This window comes from Variovorax sp. VRV01 (genome assembly GCF_014852545.1).
GTDB lineage: Bacteria > Pseudomonadota > Gammaproteobacteria > Burkholderiales > Burkholderiaceae_C > Variovorax > Variovorax beijingensis_A.
The window spans coordinates 15362-32984 of record NZ_JACVBS010000030.1 but is presented as its reverse complement, the minus strand read 5'-3'; the positions used below and the strand labels follow the sequence as shown (position 1 = coordinate 32984).

At 68.9% G+C, this 17623-nt stretch carries 17 protein-coding genes; 8 read left to right on the top strand and 9 right to left on the bottom strand.

What is annotated here, in order from left to right; genetic code table 11:
* Positions 1-31: 31 nt before the first annotated feature.
* A complete protein-coding gene (locus tag IB278_RS31615; RefSeq protein ID WP_192328082.1) occupies positions 32-1075 on the bottom strand; it encodes a LacI family DNA-binding transcriptional regulator in 1044 nt (347 codons plus the stop codon).
* A 194-nt stretch (positions 1076-1269) separates the two neighbouring features.
* Between IB278_RS31615 and IB278_RS31610 the strand changes: the two genes are divergently transcribed.
* From IB278_RS31610 to IB278_RS31575, 8 genes are read left to right on the top strand one after another with little or no spacing between them, the layout of a single operon-like run.
* Complete coding sequence (locus IB278_RS31610) at positions 1270-2598, top strand: ABC transporter substrate-binding protein (RefSeq protein WP_145743941.1); 1329 nt, start codon at positions 1270-1272, stop codon at positions 2596-2598.
* A gap of 3 nt (positions 2599-2601) precedes the next feature.
* Positions 2602-3333 (top strand): SDR family NAD(P)-dependent oxidoreductase, encoded by a 732-nt coding sequence (locus IB278_RS31605; RefSeq protein WP_145743939.1) that lies wholly within the window; start codon positions 2602-2604, stop codon positions 3331-3333.
* A gap of 4 nt (positions 3334-3337) precedes the next feature.
* On the top strand, positions 3338-4207 hold the full coding sequence (locus IB278_RS31600) for a carbohydrate ABC transporter permease (protein ID WP_192328079.1): 870 nt from the start codon (positions 3338-3340) through the stop codon (positions 4205-4207).
* Positions 4208-4220: 13 nt separating this feature from the next.
* Positions 4221-5033 (top strand): carbohydrate ABC transporter permease, encoded by an 813-nt coding sequence (locus tag IB278_RS31595; RefSeq protein ID WP_145743935.1) that lies wholly within the window; start codon positions 4221-4223, stop codon positions 5031-5033.
* A 10-nt stretch (positions 5034-5043) separates the two neighbouring features.
* Positions 5044-6018, top strand: coding sequence for an alcohol dehydrogenase catalytic domain-containing protein (locus IB278_RS31590; RefSeq protein WP_145743934.1), 975 nt, complete (start codon positions 5044-5046; stop codon positions 6016-6018).
* A 12-nt stretch (positions 6019-6030) separates the two neighbouring features.
* Complete coding sequence (locus IB278_RS31585) at positions 6031-7095, top strand: ABC transporter ATP-binding protein (RefSeq protein WP_192328076.1); 1065 nt, start codon at positions 6031-6033, stop codon at positions 7093-7095.
* Positions 7096-7105: 10 nt separating this feature from the next.
* Positions 7106-8023, top strand: coding sequence for a PfkB family carbohydrate kinase (locus IB278_RS31580; protein WP_307697818.1), 918 nt, complete (start codon positions 7106-7108; stop codon positions 8021-8023).
* Positions 8024-8031: 8 nt separating this feature from the next.
* Positions 8032-9081, top strand: coding sequence for a tagatose 1,6-diphosphate aldolase (locus IB278_RS31575; protein WP_192328072.1), 1050 nt, complete (start codon positions 8032-8034; stop codon positions 9079-9081).
* A 9-nt stretch (positions 9082-9090) separates the two neighbouring features.
* On the opposite strand, the gene IB278_RS31570 is transcribed toward IB278_RS31575, so the two are convergent.
* The 8 genes from IB278_RS31570 to IB278_RS31535 form a co-directional block, all read right to left on the bottom strand.
* Entirely contained in the window at positions 9091-9870 is a 780-nt protein-coding gene (locus tag IB278_RS31570) for a TSUP family transporter (protein WP_192328070.1), read from the bottom strand.
* A gap of 113 nt (positions 9871-9983) precedes the next feature.
* Positions 9984-11747: an IlvD/Edd family dehydratase gene (locus tag IB278_RS31565; RefSeq protein WP_192328068.1), complete on the bottom strand. Its 1764-nt coding sequence runs from the start codon at positions 11745-11747 to the stop codon at positions 9984-9986.
* 26 nt (positions 11748-11773) lie between these two features.
* A complete protein-coding gene (locus IB278_RS31560; protein ID WP_192328066.1) occupies positions 11774-12586 on the bottom strand; it encodes an aldolase/citrate lyase family protein in 813 nt (270 codons plus the stop codon).
* A gap of 20 nt (positions 12587-12606) precedes the next feature.
* Complete coding sequence (locus IB278_RS31555; protein ID WP_192328064.1) at positions 12607-13590, bottom strand: Bug family tripartite tricarboxylate transporter substrate binding protein; 984 nt, start codon at positions 13588-13590, stop codon at positions 12607-12609.
* A 24-nt stretch (positions 13591-13614) separates the two neighbouring features.
* Positions 13615-14418 carry a shikimate dehydrogenase family protein gene (locus IB278_RS31550; RefSeq protein WP_192328062.1) on the bottom strand — a complete coding sequence of 268 codons (804 nt, stop codon included), beginning with the start codon at positions 14416-14418 and terminating at the stop codon, positions 13615-13617.
* Positions 14419-14422: 4 nt separating this feature from the next.
* Positions 14423-15259, bottom strand: coding sequence for a carbohydrate ABC transporter permease (locus IB278_RS31545; protein WP_192328060.1), 837 nt, complete (start codon positions 15257-15259; stop codon positions 14423-14425).
* Positions 15256-16158, bottom strand: coding sequence for a carbohydrate ABC transporter permease (locus IB278_RS31540; RefSeq protein ID WP_192328058.1), 903 nt, complete (start codon positions 16156-16158; stop codon positions 15256-15258). Before IB278_RS31540 ends, IB278_RS31545 begins: the two co-directional genes overlap by 4 nt.
* Positions 16159-16186: 28 nt before the next feature.
* On the bottom strand, positions 16187-17554 hold the full coding sequence (locus IB278_RS31535; protein WP_192328055.1) for an ABC transporter substrate-binding protein: 1368 nt from the start codon (positions 17552-17554) through the stop codon (positions 16187-16189).
* Positions 17555-17623: the final 69 nt, after the last annotated feature.

Below are 17623 nucleotides of genomic sequence, written 5' to 3'. Positions count from 1 at the left end.
AAATCGGGCGCCCGCCGGCGGCGCGGTCGCTTCAGCGGGCCTTCAGGCCCCCGTCCGGCCGGGGCCGCGACGTCGATTCGCGCACCACCAGCGACACATCGACCTCATGGTGCAGCGCGGCCGCGCGGCCCGACAGCGACCGGACCAGGTACTCCCCGGCACGCGTCCAGACCTCGTCGGTGGGCACGTGCATGGTCGTCAGGCTGGGGCGCAGGTGGCGGCTCCATTCGAGATCGTCGAAGCCCATCACCGACAGGTCGTCGGGCACGTTGAGTCCGCGGCGCTCGGCCTCCAGCAGCACGCCGTAGGCGATCACGTCGTTGCCGCAGACCACCGCCGTGGGCCAGCCTTCGCGCGGCGACGACAGCAGCGACCGCGCGCCCTGGCGCGCATCGTCCAGGTGGTAGGGCACCTCGATGTACCACTCGGACTTCAGCGAAAGTCCGCTCTCCGCCAGCGCGCGCCGCACCCCCGACACGCGGGCCGTGGCCCGGTCGTTGTTGGACGAGATCGCCGCCACCATGCCGATGCGCGTGTGGCCGAGTTCGATCAGGTAGCGGCAGGCGCGGTAGGCGGCGGCCTCGTTGTTGCCGCCGACCGAGGCATACGGCTTGTCGGGGTGGTACACGCCCACGTTGACGAAGGGAATGCGCTGCGACGCGAGCAGCCGGCGCAGCGCATCGGTGTGCATGTCGCCGCGCAGGATGAGCCCGTCGATGCCGCGGCTCACCATGTTCTGCGCCTGCCGTGCCTCGGTCTCGGGGTCGTAGCCGCTGGTCGACAGCAGCAGCAGGTAGCCCTGCAGCGACAGGTAGCTCTGCAATGCCTCGATGCCGCGCGCGAACATGGCGTTGTCCACCGTGGGAATGATCGCGCCGATGGTGCGCGTGCGGCGCGACGACAGCGCGCGCGCCGCCGCATCGGGGATGTAGCCCAGTTCGGCGATGGCCGCGTCGATGCGCATGCGCAGCTCGGGGCTCACCGACTCGGGGTTGTTGAGGGTGCGCGAAATCGAGGCCGTCGAGACGCCCACGTGCTTCGCGACGTCGCGGATTCCTACGGATTTCGGCTTCATGATGAAACAGTTTACAGGAAACGATACGTAGCCGTTTACAGCCGACTTCCAGGGAAATCCCCTACCAATTCATCTCCTTAGACGTCTTTTTCGCGTTGACATCGAAGAGGCCTGTTCCGATAATTTTGTAAACGGTTACATGACGAATTGCTCGCCTCGAAGACCGCCTTCGACACGTCAAAGGAGACAAGGAAATGAGCCAGGCCTTCCGCCATCCGGGCACCCGCCCGAGCGCCCGCACCACCGTGCGTGCCGTCGCCCTCCTCGTTGCGGCTTCCTGCGCCGGTGCCGCCTTCGCGCAGGATTTCAACTGGAAGAAACACCAGGGCAAGACCCTGACCTTCCTTGCCAACAACAACCCGGTGGCCAACGCGCTGCTCAAGTACAAGGCCGATTTCGAGCAGCAGACGGGCATGACGCTGAAGGTCGACTCCTACCAGGAGCAGCAGATGCGCCAGCGCCTGGTCACGGTGATGAACTCGCGCAGCGACGAGGTCGACGTGTTCATGTCGCTGCCTTCGCGCGAGGGCATGCAGTTCGCCAAGGCCGGCTGGTATGCCGACCTTTCGGAGCTGGTGAAGACCGCCAGCGCCAAGGACTACGACTTCGCGGACCTGAGCGCCGGCATGCTCAAGGACGCCACCTACGACAAGCAGCTCACGGGCATTCCGATGAACGTCGAGGGGCCGGTGCTGTACTACCGCAAGGACCTGTTCCAGAAGTGCGGCGTGACGCTACCTAAGAGCCTGCCCGAGCTCGAGGCCGTGGCGGCCAAGCTCAAGAGCTGCGAGCCCGGCGTCACGCCCTTCGTGTCGCGCGGCCTCAAGCCCGCCCTGCCCTTCACCTACAGCGTGTTCCTGCACAACATGGGCGGCCAGTACATGAAGGACGGCAAGTCGCAGCTGTGCAGCAAGGAAGGCCAGGCCTCGCTGGCGCTGTACGCCAAGCTGCTGAAGGACTACGGCCCGCCGGGCGTCGTGAACTACAGCTTCTATCAAATCTCCTCGCTCTACCGCGAAGGCAAGGCGGCGATGGCCTTCGAGTCGTCGAACGAGCTGCGCAACGTGATGGACGGCGGCGCGCGCCTGAAGGACACCGCCGTTGCCGTCCTGCCCGCGGGCCCCGGCGGTTCGCATCCGACCGTCATCGGCTGGACCATGTCGGTGTCGGCGCACAGCAAGAACAAGGAAGCCGCCTGGTACTTCGTGCAGTGGGCCACCAGCCCCGCGGTCCAGGCCAAGCTGGCGCTCGACGGCGTGGCGCCGCCGCGCACGGCCGTTGCGAAGTCACCCGGCTACAAGGCCTGGACGGACGAGCAGCCGGTGCGCGCCGAATGGGTGGCGGCGGTCAACGAACTGGCCCGCACCGGCACGTCCGAGGTGGGCTATCCCATCGTCGCCAATCCGGCTTCGCGCGAGTTCATCGGGCAGGCCGCGACCGAACTCCTGCTGGGCCAGAAGACGCCCGCGCAGGCCTGCGCGGACGCCGACAAGCAGCTCGACGCGCTCATCGCCAAGGACTGACGGATGGCCGTGTTCGACTTCCCCGCAGGCCACCGCGTGCTGGTGGTCGGTGGCGCCGGCGACATCGGCGCCGCCATCTCGCGCGCCTTCCTCGAGATGGGCTGCAGCGTCGTCGCCACGGGCGTCGACGAGGCGGCGCTCGCGGCCAGTTCGCTGGCGCCGCAGCCGCGCCTGGCGCTGCGCACGCTCGACGTGACCGACGACGCCCAGGTCGCGGCCTTCGCGGGCGGTCTCGACGGCCTCGGCACGCTGGTCAACTGCGCGGGCATCCTGGCGCGCTTCAAGGAGTTCGAGATCCAGACCTTCCAGCGCGTGCTGGACGTCAACCTCACCGGCACCTTCCGCCTGTGCAATGCCTGCCTGCCGCTGCTGGAAGAAAGCAAGGGCAGCATCGTCAACGTGGCATCGATGAATGCCTTCGTCGCGCTGCCGTTCATCCCGGCCTATTGCGCGAGCAAGGGCGGCGTCGTGATGCTGACCAAGTCACTCGCGCTCGCCTGGGCCGACAAGCGCGTGCGCGTGAACGCCATCGCGCCGGGCTATGTCGAGACCGCCATCAACGCGGCCGGCCGCCAGGACACGGCGCACTACGAGCGCATCCGCGCGCGCATTCCGCTGGGCCAGTGGGCGCAGCCGGACGACATCGCGGGCAGCGCCGTCTACCTGGCCTCGCCGGCGGCGCACTACGTGACCGGGACCGTGCTGGCGGTCGACGGCGGCTTTCTCGCGGGGTGAATGCATGAGCCAGTCGATCGGCACGCGCGGACAGCTCGCGTTTCTCTCGCTGCCGGCCGTGATCTTCACGACCGCGATGATCGCCTTTCCCTTCGCCTACACCGTGTGGTTCAGCCTGCACGAGTACAGCTTCGGCGGCAAGCCCAAGCTCAACTTCGGCATGAACTACGTCGAGATGGCGGGCGACGGCGAGTTCTGGAACGGGCTGAAGATCACGCTCGTGCTGTACCTGCTCTCGCTGGTGCTGCAGCTCGTGCTCGGCACCTGGATCGCGCTGCTGCTGCACGGCTCGAAGAAGCTGTCGGGCATCGTGCGCACGCTGATGATCTCGCCCTTCGTGCTGCCGCCGGTGGTGGTCGGCATGATGTGGCTGGTGGTGCTCGACCCTTCCATCGGCGCCGCCAACTACCTGCTGACGGCCGCGGGCCTGCCGCGCTCCGACTGGCTGGCCTCGCCCGTGTGGGTGATCCCCACCGTGGCGATGATCGACACCTGGCAGTGGACGCCCTACGTGGCGCTGATCGTGCTGGGCGGCCTGCAGTCGCTGCCGCCGAACGTGTACGAGGCCGCGCAGATCGACGGCGCCTCGCGCTGGAAGACCTTCTGGCGCATCACGCTGCCGCTGCTCGCGCCCACGCTGGTCACGGCCGCGATCCTGCGCAGCGTGGACCTGCTGCGCTTCTTCGACATCATCTACATCACCACGCAGGGCGGGCCGGGCAACGCCTCGAACACGCTCAACATCTACGGTTTCCGCAAGGGCTTCGAGCTGTTCGAGATCGGCTATTCGAGCGCCCTGATGATCACGCTGTCGGCCATCGTGCTGGGCGCGGTGATGGTGCTGACCCAGGCGCGCAGGCGCGTGGCCTGGTGAAGGAGGCCACGCCATGAACGACAAGCTGGTGCAACGCCTGAACCTGCTGCAGATCGCCTTCGTGGCGCTCTTGATCCTGCTGCCCATCGCGTGGATGGTGCTCTCGTCCTTCAAGCCCTCGGCCGAGGTGACGGCCTACCCGCCCAAGCTGCTGTTCTCGCCCACGCTGGAGAACTACCGCACGCTCTTCGGCACCACGCCGTTCCTGCACTACACCTGGAACAGCACGGTGATCACCGTGGGCTCGACCGCCATCGGGCTGCTGCTGGGCATCCCGGCCGCCTTCGCGGTCTCGTGGACGCGCATCACCTGGCCCGCCACCGTCACGCTGCTGGCGCGCATGGCACCGGGCACGCTGTTCCTGCTGCCCTGGTACGTGATGTTCCGCGAAGCCGGAATGATCGGCAGCTACTGGGCGCTGATCCTCACCCATGCGGCCATCACGATGCCGATCGTGATCTGGGTGCTGCTGCCCTTCTTCGACAACATTCCGCGCAGCGTGCTCGAAAGCGCGCAGGTCGACGGCTGCAGCGTGCCGCGCATCCTGCGGCGCATCGCGCTGCCGCTGGTGATGCCGGGCGTGGTGGTGGCGTCGATCCTGTCCTTCGTGTTCTCGTGGAACTACTTCCTGTTCGCGCTCGTGCTGTCGAACGGCGACACCAAGACGCTGATTGCGGCGTCGTTCAACTTCATCGGCGAGGGCGCATCCAACTGGGGCGCACTGATGGCCGCGGCTTCCCTGATCGCGCTGCCGCCGCTCGTCCTCGCATTCATCGTCCAGCGCAGGCTCGTGTCGGGCCTGGCGATGGGCGCCGTCAAAGGTTAGGAGACTCTTCATGCAAGCTGCGATTTTTCATGGCGACCGCCGCATCACCATCGGCGAGGCGCCCATGCCGGTGCCGTCGGCGGGCGAAGTGCTGCTGCGCGTGCGGCGCACCGCGCTGTGCGGCTCAGACACCAAGCTGTGGTTCAGCGGCGCCAGCTTCACGCCGGGCCACGAGATCTTCGGCGTGGTGCAGCAGCCGGGCCATGCGCTCGACGGCAGGCGCTGCCTGGTCTACATCCCCGTGCACTGCGGCCATTGCGACGCGTGCCGCGCGGGCGACACGCAGATGTGCCTGAACGAATCGGTGCTGGTCGGCTGGAACCGGCCGGGCGGCTATGCCGAGTACCTCGCGGTGCCCGAGCAGTGCCTGCTGCCCGTGCCCGACGACATCGAGGACGAGCTCGCGCCGCTGCTGCTGGACACCATCGGCACCGCCGCGCACGGCATCCGCTTCGTGAAGCCGCTGGTGCCGCCCGAAACCACGGGAGCGGTGCTCGTGACGGGCGCGGGCCCGGTGGGCATCGGCGCGCTGATCGCCCTGCAGAACATGGGCTACACCGACGTGTACGTGTCCGACCTGAAGGAAGAGCGGCTGCAGCTGGCCGAATCGTTCGGCGCCCGGCGGCATCCGGTGGGCGACGCGAGCAAGCGCTTCAAGCTCATCGTGGAGTGCAGCGGCGCGCATGCCGCGCGCAGTCTGGGCATGGAGATCGTGCTGCCGCGCGGCGTGCTCATCCTCATCGGCGAGAGCGACAAGCCCTGGCCGGTGCAGGAGAACAAGGCCATCCGCCGCAAGGACTTCTACATGGTGCGCACCTTCTACTTTCCAAAAAGCGACTTCGCGCTCAACGTGGAACTGCTGCGCGGCGAGAAGGCGCGCTACCGCAAGCTGGTGGATGCGCAGTTCGGCCTCGACCGGCTGCCGGAGATGTTCGGCCGCTTCGTGGCGGGCGAGCTCGTCAAGCCGCTGCTGGCGTTTGCCTGAGGACGCACCGGCATGGCAGCCATCCGCATGAACGGCCTGGTCAAGCGCTTCGGCGACGTGGCCGTGATTCCCTCGCTCGACCTGGAGATCCGCGACGAGGAATTCGTCGTCTTCGTCGGCCCCTCGGGCTGCGGCAAGTCGACCTTGCTGCGCATCATTGCCGGGCTCGAGCCGATCGACAGTGGTGACCTCTACATCGGCGACAGGCGCGTGAACGACGTGGCGCCGGCCCAGCGCGACATCGCCATGGTGTTCCAGGACTACGCGCTCTACCCGCACATGACGGTGCGCGACAACATGGGCTTCGGCCTGGAGATGCGCAACACGCCCAAGGACGAGATCGCGCGCCGCGTCGACCGCGCGGCCGGCATGCTGCGCATCGAGCCGTACCTCGACCGCAAGCCCAAGGCGCTGTCGGGCGGCCAGCGCCAGCGCGTGGCCATGGGCCGCGCGATGGTGCGCAACCCGAAGGTGTTCCTGTTCGACGAGCCGCTGTCGAACCTCGACGCCAAGCTGCGCGGCGAGGTGCGCACCGAGATCAAGGCGCTGTCGCAGCAGCTCAAGACCACCATGGTCTTCGTCACCCACGACCAGGTCGAGGCCATGACCATGGCCGATCGCATCGTGGTGCTGAAGGCCGGCGTGGTGCAGCAGTTCGGCACGCCCGAAGAAGTCTACAAGTCGCCCGCGAACCAGTTCGTGGCCGGCTTCATCGGCTCGCCGACGATGAATTTCTTCGACGTGAACGCCGAAGGCACCAACGTGCGCATGGACGAGGGCGTGCTGTTCCCGATGCCGCCGCGCTGCGGCGGCGTGACCGGCCCTGCCGTGCTGGGCGTGCGGCCCGAGCACATGCGGGTGCTGCCCGGCAACGCACCGGGCCTGCGCGTACAGGTCAGCGTGGTCGAGCCGCTGGGCTCCGACACGCTGGTGTACTTCGACCGCGCCGGCCAGCGCCACGTGGCGCGCGTGGCGCCCGAGCTGGAGGTGCGCCCGCGCGACACCATCACGCTGGATTTCGACATGGACAAGTGCCACCTGTTCGACAAGAACGACGGTGCTGTGCTGAGGTGCTGAGGTGAGTCCCGTGGAACGCCCCGCCCCGCGCGTGATCTGCCTCGGCCTGTCCGCGCTCGACATCACCTGGCAGGTCGACACCCTGCCGCAGGGCGGCGGCAAGACCCGCGCAAACGATGTGCGCGAGGGCGGCGGCGGCATGGCGGCGAATGCCGCCGCGGCGGCCGCGAAGCTCGGCGCATCGGTACAGTTCTGGGGCCGCGCCGGCTTGGACAGTGCGGGCCACGAGATGAAGGCGCAGCTCGCCGCGCTGGGCGTGGACGTGTCGCGCTTCAGGCTGTTCGAGGGCGCACGCTCGTCGCTCTCCGGCATCGTGGTCGATGCGCGCGGCGAACGCATGATCGTGAATTTTCGCGGCGCCGGCCTGCCGGCCGATCCGGCCTGGCTGCCGCTCGACGCACTGGCCGCGACCGACGCCGTGCTGGCCGATCCACGCTGGCCCGAAGGCGCGCTCGCGCTCTTCGGCGCAGCGCGCACGCGCGGCCTGCCCACCGTGCTCGACGGCGACGTGGCCGATGCCGCCGTCTTCGACATGCTGCTGCCGCACACCGACCACGCCGTGTTCTCCGAGCCCGGCCTTGCCGGCTATGCCACCGGCGCACGCACGGTCGACGAGCAGTTGAATTTCGCGCTCTCGCGCGGCTGCCGCCTCGCGGCCGTCACGCTCGGCGAGCGCGGCCTGCGCTGGGCCGATGCCCAAGGGCTGCACGCCCTGCCCGCCTTCGCGGTGGAACCCGTCGACACCACCGGCGCCGGCGACGTCTTCCACGGTGCGTTGGCCTTCGCGCTCGGCGCCGGCTGGCCCGTGCCCCGCGCCTTCCAGTTCTCCGCCGCGGTGGCGGCCATCAAGTGCACACGACCCGGCGGACGCGCCGGGGTGCCCGACTTCGCCACCGCGATGTCCCTCGTCGATTCCATCAAGGAGTGATCCCCCTCATGACAACGCCCCCCCTCCACCTCGGCAAAAAATGGGGCCTGCGCCGCATGGCCACGCCCCAGGGCCACTTCACCATGGTCGCGCTCGACCAGCGCCCGCCGATCGCGCAGCTGATCGGCACCAAGCGCGGCATCGCACCCGCCGACGTGAGCTTTGCCGACATGGTGGCTGTCAAGCGCACGCTGGTCGACACCCTCGGTGCGCACGCCAGCGCCATGCTGTTCGACCCGAACTACGCCTTCCCCGCGGCGCTGCAGAAGCTGCCCGCGCACACCGGCCTGGTGGTCACGCTCGAGGACCACCGCTTCCGCGACACCCCGGGCGGCCGACTCTCGCATTCGATCGACGACTGGAGCGTGGAAAAGATCAAGCGCGCCGGCGGCGACGGCGTGAAGGTGCTGGCCTGGTACCGCCCCGATGCCGAACCCGAGGTGCTCGCGCACCAGCAAGCCTATGTGCAGAAGATCGGCGAGGAATGCCGCCAGTGGGACATTCCGCTGGTGCTCGAGCTGCTGGTCTATCCCTTTCCCAGGAGCGAACGCCACACCGTCGACTACATCGAGTCGCCCGAGAAGATGCCCGAGCTGGTGATCGAGAGCGTGCGCGAGTTCGCCAAGCCGAAGTATGGCGTCGATCTCTTCAAGCTCGAGAGCCCGCTGCCCGGCGCCACGCTGCCCGCGCGCGACGGCAGTGCCGCGCCACAGGCCGCGCAGGCCTGGTTCGACCAGATGGGCGCGATCTGCAAGGGGGCGAACATTCCCTGGGTGATGCTGTCGGCGGGCGTGACGCCGCCGCAGTTCCTGCGCGTGATGGAATACGCCTACGCCGCCGGCGCCCACGGCTTCCTGGCGGGCCGCGCCGTGTGGTGGCAGGCGCTGCAGCACTTTCCCGACCTCGAGCGCTGCGCCGAGCAGCTGCGCCGCGAAGGCAGCGCCACGCTCGCACAGCTCGAAGCGCTCACGCTGCGCGCGGGCAACGCCTGGCAGGCCGACTACAGCGCCTTCGATGCCATGACGGCCGAGGGCGAACTCTGCGCGGCCTACGCCTGAGCCCAGGCATCAGGCCTGCGCGATCGCCAGCCACGCGCTCGCGACCAGCGTCGAGCCCGCCGCGGCCAGCAGCCCGCCCACCAGCCATTTGAGGGTGCGCGGCTGCAGCTTGTTGGGCAGCCGGTGGTGCAGCCGCGTCACGCCGTAGACCACCGGCATCGCGCAGGCGGCGAGCAGCGCGGCGCGCCACGAGAAGTGGCCCGTGGGCAGCACGATCACCAGCCGCACCAGCGAATTGAACGCGAACATCAGCAGCAGCGCGCGGCGCACCAGTTCGCGCTCCAGCGGCTGGCGGTACATGTGGAAGACGATGGGCGGTCCCGAGCTCGAGAACAGCCCGCCCAGCACGCCCGACAGCCCGCCGATGACGGCAAAGCTCGTGCGGCCCGACACCGCGGCCTGCGGCCGGCCCTGCAGCACCAGCAGCAGCGCGCAGCCCAGGATCGACACGCCCAGCAGGCCGCGCAGCCAGTTCACCGCCCCGCCACTGAGCCATGTGAGCAGCATGAGCCCCGCGATCACGCCCACCGTGCTGCCGTTGAGCGCGGGCTTCATCAGCCGCCACGGCACCACGCCGGGCCGCGCGCGGAAATAGGTCCATGCATTGATCAGGCTCAGCACCGTGGCGGCGTTGGCCGTGTCGCCGACGGTGGCGATGTGGAACACCGACACCAGGCCGAGCAGGATGAGGCTGAATGCGAACCCCGTGAGGTTCTGCGCGTAAGTGGCCAGCGCCACGCAGGCCATGAAGACCAGCACGGGGCCGGCTTCGGAAAGAATCGCTTGCACCGGAAATGAAAATCGTCGAGAGGCCGCGTCGGGCCCGAATGTCGCAGGCCGTATTGTCCTCGAACGGGTGTGCCGATTCCGATGCGCCGCGCACAAGGCGCGGGGGCTTTTTTTCAGTAGATCGGCGGCTCGGGCGTGGGCGCATTGCCCGCCAGGCTCGCGAAGTCGCAGCCCAGGTGCGCCTGCGTCACCTCGTGCTGGAAGATCCTCGTGTAGCCGCGCGCGTAGGCCGGTGCGGGTGGCGTCCACTGTTTGCGGCGCTCGGCCAGTTCCTCGTCGGGCACGAGCATGTCGAGGCGCCGCTCGCCGATGTCGAGGCGGATCGTGTCGCCGGTCCTGAGCAGCGCCAGCGGCCCGCCCACGGCCGACTCCGGCGAGACGTGCAGCACGCAGGTGCCGTAATGCGTGCCGCTCATGCGCGAATCGGAAATGCGCAGCATGTCGCGCACGCCCTGCCGCAGCAGCTTCTTCGGGATCGGCAGGTTGCCCCACTCGGGCATGCCGGGCCCGCCGACCGGGCCGCCGTTGCGCAGCACCAGCACGGTCGAGGCATCGCAGTCGAGCGCTTCGTCGGCCATGGCCGCGAGCATCTCGGCGTTCGAGTCGAACACCAGCGCGCGGCCGATGTGGCGCAGCAGCTCGGGCGTGGCGGCCGAAGGCTTGATGACCGCGCCGTCGGGGCACAGGTTGCCGCGCAGCACGGCCAGCGCAATGCCGGCCTCGGGGCACTCGGGCGTGCCCTGCTTGAGCGGCGCCGCGGGGTCGAGGATGGTGCCGTCATCCTCCGCGGGCCAGCCCGCGATGTCCTCGCCGAGCGTGCGGCCCGTGACGGTGCGCGCCGACAGGTCCAGGTGCGCGGCGATCCTGTTGAGCACGGCGGGCAGGCCGCCGGCATCGTGGAAGTCTTCCATCAGCTTCTCGCCCGACGGATAGAGGTTGGCGATGACGGGCACGCGCCGCGCGGCCGCGTCGAGCTCGTCGATGTTCAGCTCGATGCCTGCGCGCCCCGCCATCGCGGGCAGGTGCACCGCCGCATTGGTCGAGCCCCCGAGCGCCATGTAGGCGGCCACGGCGTTGAGGAACGATGCCTTGGTGACGATGCGCGAGGGCTTCAGGTCTTCCCACACCATCGAGACGATGCGCTCGCCGCAGCGCCAGGCCATGCGGCTGTGCTCGGAGTCGACGGCCGGGATGCTCATGGCGCCGGGCAGCGACAGGCCCATGGCCTCGGCGATGGCGGTCATGGTGCTGGCCGTGCCCATGGTGTTGCAGGTGCCGGGCGTGCGCGTCATGCGCGCCTCGAGGCGGATCCATTCGGCCTCGTCGATATTGCCGAGGGTGCGTTCGGCCCAGAACTTCTTGGTGTGCGTGCCCGCGCCCACGGCCTGGCCCTTGTAGCGGTCGTTCATCATCGGACCGGCGGGCAGGAAGATGGCGGGGATGTCCATCGAGAGCGCGCCCATGACCAGGCCGGGCGTGGTCTTGTCGCAGCCGCCCATCAGCACCACGCCGTCGATCGGCAGGCTGCGCAGCAGCTCCTCGCATTCGATGGCGAGCAGGTTGCGGTAGATCATGGTCGTGGGCTTGACCATCACTTCGCCCAGACTCAGCGCGGGCAGCTCGAGCGGATAACCGCCGGCCTGCAGTACGCCGCGCTTGACGGACTCGGCACGCTCGCGCAGGTGCGCATGGCACGGCGAGAGCTCGCTCCAGGTGTTGACGATGCCGATGACCGGCCGGCCCATGAACTCCTCGCGCGCGAGCCCCTGCTGCTGCATGCGCTGGCGGTGCGCGAAGCCGCGGATGTCGTCGCTCGCGAACCAGCGCTGGCTGCGCAGTTCCTGCAGGGTCTTGGGGCGGGCGGCTTCGGTGGACATGCGGTGCGTTCTCTGGATCTCTGGGTTCAATAGGTGGCGGGGGCCGAAGCGGGCGCGGCTGGTGCGCCGCGCTGCTTGAAGCGCGCCGCGATGTCGTCGGCGCTCCTGCGCAGCAGCAGCTGGTCGTTGGCCACCGCCACGAAGAGCGCGCCAAGGTCGAGCAGCTCCCGCGCGCGCGGCTCGTCGTTCATGAGGATGCCGGGCGCCTTGCCGCAGGCGAGGATGCGCGCGATGGCACGGTCGATGGCGGCGCGCACCGTGGGGTGGTTGACCTGGCCGGCCACGCCCATGCTGGCCGACAGGTCGCCGGGGCCGATGAAGACGCCGTCGACACCGTCGACGTTCGCGATGTCCTCCAGGTGTTCGAGCGCTTCGACCGTCTCCACCTGCACCAGCACGCAGATCTCGCCGGAGGCCTCGGCCACGTATTTGGTGTCGCGCCCGAAGCGCGTGGCGCGCACCGTGCCGCCCATGCCGCGGATGCCGTTCGGCGGATAGCGCGTGGCGGCCACGGCGGCCTCGGCCTCGGCGCGGTTCTGCACGAAGGGCAGCAGCAGCGTCTGCGCGCCGATGTCCAGGTACTGCTTGATCAGCACCGGGTCGTTCCAGGGCGGACGCACCACGGCCGAGGTGGGCCGCTCGCGCTCGGCCTGCACCGCCTGCAGCTGGCGCAGCATGGTGGTCGGATCACCGGGCGTGTGCTCGGCGTCCAGCAGCATCCAGTCGAAACCGGCGCCCGCGAGCAGCTCGGAGACATAGGGGTCGGGCAGCGTCGACCAGAGGCCGATCTGCGGGATCTTCGCCGCAAGGGCGTGCTTGAAGGTGTTGCGCGAGGGCATGGATTCGGTCCTTTGCTGGGTCAATCGATCTTCACGTTGCCGGCCTTGATGACCTCGCCCATCGCGGCGTGGTCGGCCTTCAGGCGCTCGGCGAACGCCTCTGGCGTCGATGAGAGTACATCGAAGCCCTGCGCTTCCAGCGGCTTGCGGAACGCGGGCTCCTTGAGGATCGCAACCATCTCCCTGTGCAGCCGCTCGACCACCGGCGCGGGCGTGCCGCTGCGCACCAGCATGCCGCTCCATGCGAGCTGCACCACGCCCGGCGCGCCGGCCTCGGCCATGGTCGGCACGTTGGGCAGCAGCCTGGAGCGCTGGGTGTCGGCCACGGCCAGCACGCGCACGCGGCCGCCCTTCTCCTGGCCCAGCACGGCCGAGAGGTTGTGGAACATCATCGGGATCTGCCCGCCCATCACGTCGTTGAGCGCGGCGGGCCCGCCCTTGTAGGGCACGTGGATCAGCCGGGTGCCCGTCTTCGCCTCGAACTGCAGCCCGGTAAGGTGCATGGTCTTGCCGTTGCCGGCCGAGCCGAAGCTCAGCGTGGCGGGCTCCTTCTTCGCAGCTGCCACCACGTCGGCCACGCTCTTGTAGGGCGTGCCCGCACCCACCACCAGCACGTTGGGCGTCTGGTTGGTGAGCGTGACCGGCTGGAAGTCCTTCAGCACGTCGAAGCCCGTGGCCTTGTAGAGGTGCGGGTTCACGGCCAGCGTGCTGACCGAGCCGAAGAAGATGGTGTAGCCGTCGGCCGGCTGGTTGCGCGCCACGTAGGCGGCCGCGATGTTGCCGTTGGCGCCGGGCCGGTTGTCGATGACCACCGGCTGGCCCAGCCGCTGCGACAGCGCCTGGCCGAAGGGCCGCGCGAACTGGTCGGCCGCACCGCCCGCGGGCTGCGGCACGACCAGCACGATGGGCTTGTGCGGATAGTCGGCCCTGGGCTGCGCCAGCGCGGGTGCGGCGGCCAGCGCCATCGCCGACAGGGCCATCGCGGCCCTTGCGAATCTCATCATGGGGTCTCCTGGATCACGTGTTGTTCATGCGGCAGCGCCGCGCCAGAACGCGATCTGCGCAGCGACCTGGTGGTCGATCATGGGTTTGCCGCCGACCACCCGCAGCCCGCGCGCGGTGCATGCAGCCATGAGCTCGGTGTCGCGCGCGGCGATGATGTCGAACAGCGCCGCATCGGCCGGCAGCAGCGCCGGGTCGAAAGGCATCGGGTCGCCCGCATGCAGGCCGAGCGAAGTGGCGTTGATGGCGAGGCCGGCACGCCCCAGGCTGCCGGCGCGCGTGTCGATATCGATGTCCAGATACGCCTTGCGCAGTTCGGCGCACAGCTGCTGCGCGCGCTCGGCTTCGCGGTTGACGATATGCAGCTCGCGCACGCCGGCCGCGGCCAGCGCGAAGGCGATGGCCGTGCCCGCACCGCCCGCGCCCACCAGCACCACCGGCCGGTCGGTGCGCAGCACGCCGTGCGCACGCGCGGCGTCGACAAAACCCACGCCGTCGAAGCTCTCGCCCGACCATTGGCCATCGGCGTCGATGCGCATGGTGTTGACCACGCCCGTGCGCTGCGCCTCGGGCCCGAGTCGCGCGCACAGCGCATGCGCCGCGGCCTTGTGCGGGATCGTGAGGTTCAGGCCCTGCAGGTTGCCCACGCGCGCGAGCTGCGCCACGGTGGCCGCGAAGTCGCCGGGGTGCACGCCCATCGGCACCAGGCACCAGTCGAGGCCGGCGGCTGCGAAGGCCGGGTTGTAGATGCGCGGCGCGCGCACGTGGTCGACCGGATGCGCGAGGATCGGCACGAGGCGCGTCGCGCCGCTGAGGTTTGCGGGGACCATCGCCTCAGCCCTTCACCGCGCCGGCCGTGAGGCCGCTCACCAGGTAGCGCCGCACCAGCATCGAGAACACCAGCACGGGCGCCATCACCAGCGAGCCGCCGGCGGCGATCTTGCCCCACTCCCAGCCTTCGTAGTTCATGAAGTTCACGACTGCCACAGGCGCGGTGCGTGCATCGGTGCGCGTGAGGATGAGCGCGAAGAAGAAGTCGTTCCAGGCATAGAGGAAGCACAGGATCGCGGTGGCCGCGATGCCGGCCGCCGCCATCGGCATCACGATCTCCATGAACACGGTGGCGTAGCCCGCGCCGTCCATCAGCGCCGCCTCTTCCAGCGAAGCCGGCACCGCGTCGAAGAAGGGCTGCATCATCCAGATCACCAGCGGCAGGTTGAAGGTCATGTAGATGAGGATCAGGCCGGTGCGGGTGTCGAGCAGGCCGAGGTAGCGGTACGCCAGGAAGAACGGGATCGTGAAGGCGATCGGCGGCGCCATGCGCGTCAGCAAGATGCCCAGGCCCAGGCCGAAGCGTCCGCGCCCGGTCCAGCGCGACAGCGCGTAGGCCGCCGGAATGCCGAACACCAGCGCGAGCAGCGTCGACACGATGCTCGTGACCAGGCTGTTGAGGAAGGACTCCGGAAAGCCGGCCTGCCAGAGGCCCGCGTAGTGCTCCAGCGTGGGCATGAAGAAGACCCGCGGCGGAAACTCGAGGATCAGCGGCGTCGGCTTGAACGACATCTGCAGCAGCCACAGGAACGGCAGCAGCATCGCGAACAGCACGAGCGGCACGGCCCAGCGCGCGAGCGGCCAGCGCCGGCGCAGCGACCTCATTCGATTCGAGCTCATTCGGCACCTCCCGCATGGCGGCTCACGCGCATCGCGCCCCAGCTGATCAGCACGGTGGCCGCGAGCAGCACGACGGTGATGGCGCTCGAATAGCCGAGTTCGCCGAAGTTGAAGGCCACGAGATAGGCGTAGTAGTTGGTCACCTCCGTCACCGAGCCTGGTCCGCCGCCGGTCAGGAGGAAAATCAGCGGAAAGGCCTTGATGCTGTCGATCAGGCGGAACAGCGTGCACACCAGCAGCACCGGCGCGATGTAGGGCAGCACGATGTGGCCGAACACGCGCCAGGCGTCGGCGCCGTCCATGCGCGCGGCCTCGACGTATTCGGCCGGCAGCGTCTGCAAGGCGGCCAGCACCATCAGGAAGGTGAACGGCGCCCATTCCCAGGTGTCGGCGATGACGATGGACCACAGCGCGAAGTCGACGTGCGTGGTGAGCGCCGGCAGCGTCACGCCCAGCATGCGCGCGGCCTGGTAGATCGGGCTGATGTCGGGCGTGTAGATCAGCTTCCAGATCACCGCGACGACGATCGGCGGCAGCACCATCGGAATCACGAACAGGTGGCGCAGCGATTGCCAGCGCTCCTGCCCCGAATGCACGAGCAGCGCCAGCCCCGTGCCCAGCAGCACCTGCAGCACGACCGTGTAGACCGAGAGCCGCGCCTGCACGCCCAGCGAGCCGACGAAGCGCTCGTCGCTGCCCAGTAGCCTGTAGTTGCGCAGCGGCTCCGAGAAGTCGCCCAGCGAGCCCGGGTTCACCAGCGCGCCGGGCGTGAGGCTCGTGACCAGCAGGAAGACGGTGGGCAGCCCCGCCACCAGCAGCAGGAACAGCAGGCTCGGCGCCATCGCCAAGCGCACGAAGCGGCGGCGCTGCGCCTCGTAGGACGCTCCTCTCGCGCTCACTGGTGCACCCTTGGCGCTGCCGCTGCGCTCATACCTTGGCTCCGGCGCGCCGCAGGCTGCCGAGCGCGGCCTCCTGCGCCGTCTTCATGGCATCGGCGGCCGGCGCCTGGCCCGAGACCACGCGCTCCACGGCCTTGTTCAATACGTCGCCCACCAGCGGGAATTCCTTGACCGTGCGATAGGCCATGTAGTTGCGCGTCTTGCCGGGCTGCTCGAGCACTTCGAGATAGAGCTTGCCGATGTCCTGGCCGTTGATGGTGTTGATGCGCTTGTACTCGGCGCTTTCGATCACCGAGCGCCGGCAGATCGACGGATGCCCGGTGTCCTTCACGATGCGCGCGGTGAGCTCGGGGCTCAGTGCCCACTTGATGAACTCCCAGGCCGCTTCCTTGTTCTTCGCGTTCTTCGGGATGCCGAGGCCCTGGCTGTTGGCGGCGGGAAAGTCGCCCTTCGGGCCGGCCGGCATGCGCACGACGCGCGCGGTGTCCTTCACCTTGCTCTCGGGCGAGCTCAGCATCGCGGTGACCCAGGAGCTCGAATGGATGAAGATGTTCGAACGGCCGCCGATCAGCGCGGCGCGCGCCTGGTCCTCGGTGTAGCCGAGCACGCCCTGCGGGCTGTATTTGGACAATAACGTCGAATAGAAGGCCGTGGCCTGCACCGCGGCGGCCGAGTCGAGCGTGGGCTTGATGTCCGCCGGCGGATTCGCGAACAGGTCGCCGCCGAAGCCGTGGATGTACGGCGGCAGGAACCAGTGGTGCAGGTTGGAGCTCACGAAGCCCGTGACGCCGTCCTGCCCGTGCACCGCCTCGCAGACCTTCATCAATTCGTCGAAGGTCTGCGGCGCCTCGACCCCGCGCTTCTTCATCAGGTCGGTGCGGCTCATGCCCATGAGCATCGCGCCGCCCTCCCACGCAAAGCCATAGGCCTTGCCGGCCTTGTCGAGGTACGGCAGCTGCGCGCCCTTGACGAAGTCGTCCGGGTTCCAGCTGGCCGGCGTGAGCCTGCGGTCGGCCGCGAAATCGCTCAGGTTGGCGAGCAGGCCGGCCGCGACCCAGCGCGCGGCAAGGATGAAGGTGACGTTGCAGAAATCCCAGGCGCTGCCGCCCGAAGACAGCTCCAGGTCGGCCTGCTGGTTGTAGACCGGGAAGGCCGACAGCTGCAGGTCGACCGTCATGCCCGTCTGCTGCTCGAACTCCGGGATGTACTTGCGCAGGATGTTGAAGAAGCCGTGCTGGTATGCGGCGCCGCGCAGCTTGAGGCCGGCAAAGGGCTTGGCTTGCGCGATGGCGGGAAACGCCAGCGCAGTGCCGGCGCCGGCCACTGCCGTGGCAGCCGCGGCCTTGATCAACCGGCGGCGCTGCGTGTCGACAGCGAGGGAGTGCAGGAGGCTCATGCTTGTCTCTCTTTCGATCAGAATCACGCGGCGCAACGAGGGTGGCCGGCATGTTCCACTTGCTTGTGA

Bases quoted from the DNA above. Each gene is read 5' to 3' on its own strand.
- IB278_RS31565 (WP_192328068.1), bottom strand. From the start codon at position 11,747: ATGTCCACCGAAGCCGCCCGCCCCAAGACCCTGCAGGAACTGCGCAGC.
- IB278_RS31590 (WP_145743934.1), top strand. From the start codon at position 5,044: ATGCAAGCTGCGATTTTTCATGGCGACCGCCGCATCACCATCGGCGAG.
- IB278_RS31560 (WP_192328066.1), bottom strand. From the start codon at position 12,586: ATGCCCTCGCGCAACACCTTCAAGCACGCCCTTGCGGCGAAGATCCCG.
- IB278_RS31585 (WP_192328076.1), top strand. From the start codon at position 6,031: ATGGCAGCCATCCGCATGAACGGCCTGGTCAAGCGCTTCGGCGACGTG.
- IB278_RS31575 (WP_192328072.1), top strand. From the start codon at position 8,032: ATGACAACGCCCCCCCTCCACCTCGGCAAAAAATGGGGCCTGCGCCGC.
- IB278_RS31545 (WP_192328060.1), bottom strand. From the start codon at position 15,259: ATGAGCTCGAATCGAATGAGGTCGCTGCGCCGGCGCTGGCCGCTCGCG.
- IB278_RS31555 (WP_192328064.1), bottom strand. From the start codon at position 13,590: ATGATGAGATTCGCAAGGGCCGCGATGGCCCTGTCGGCGATGGCGCTG.
- IB278_RS31550 (WP_192328062.1), bottom strand. From the start codon at position 14,418: ATGGTCCCCGCAAACCTCAGCGGCGCGACGCGCCTCGTGCCGATCCTC.
- IB278_RS31610 (WP_145743941.1), top strand. From the start codon at position 1,270: ATGAGCCAGGCCTTCCGCCATCCGGGCACCCGCCCGAGCGCCCGCACC.
- IB278_RS31615 (WP_192328082.1), bottom strand. From the start codon at position 1,075: ATGAAGCCGAAATCCGTAGGAATCCGCGACGTCGCGAAGCACGTGGGC.
- IB278_RS31605 (WP_145743939.1), top strand. From the start codon at position 2,602: ATGGCCGTGTTCGACTTCCCCGCAGGCCACCGCGTGCTGGTGGTCGGT.
- IB278_RS31595 (WP_145743935.1), top strand. From the start codon at position 4,221: ATGAACGACAAGCTGGTGCAACGCCTGAACCTGCTGCAGATCGCCTTC.
- IB278_RS31600 (WP_192328079.1), top strand. From the start codon at position 3,338: ATGAGCCAGTCGATCGGCACGCGCGGACAGCTCGCGTTTCTCTCGCTG.
- IB278_RS31535 (WP_192328055.1), bottom strand. From the start codon at position 17,554: ATGAGCCTCCTGCACTCCCTCGCTGTCGACACGCAGCGCCGCCGGTTG.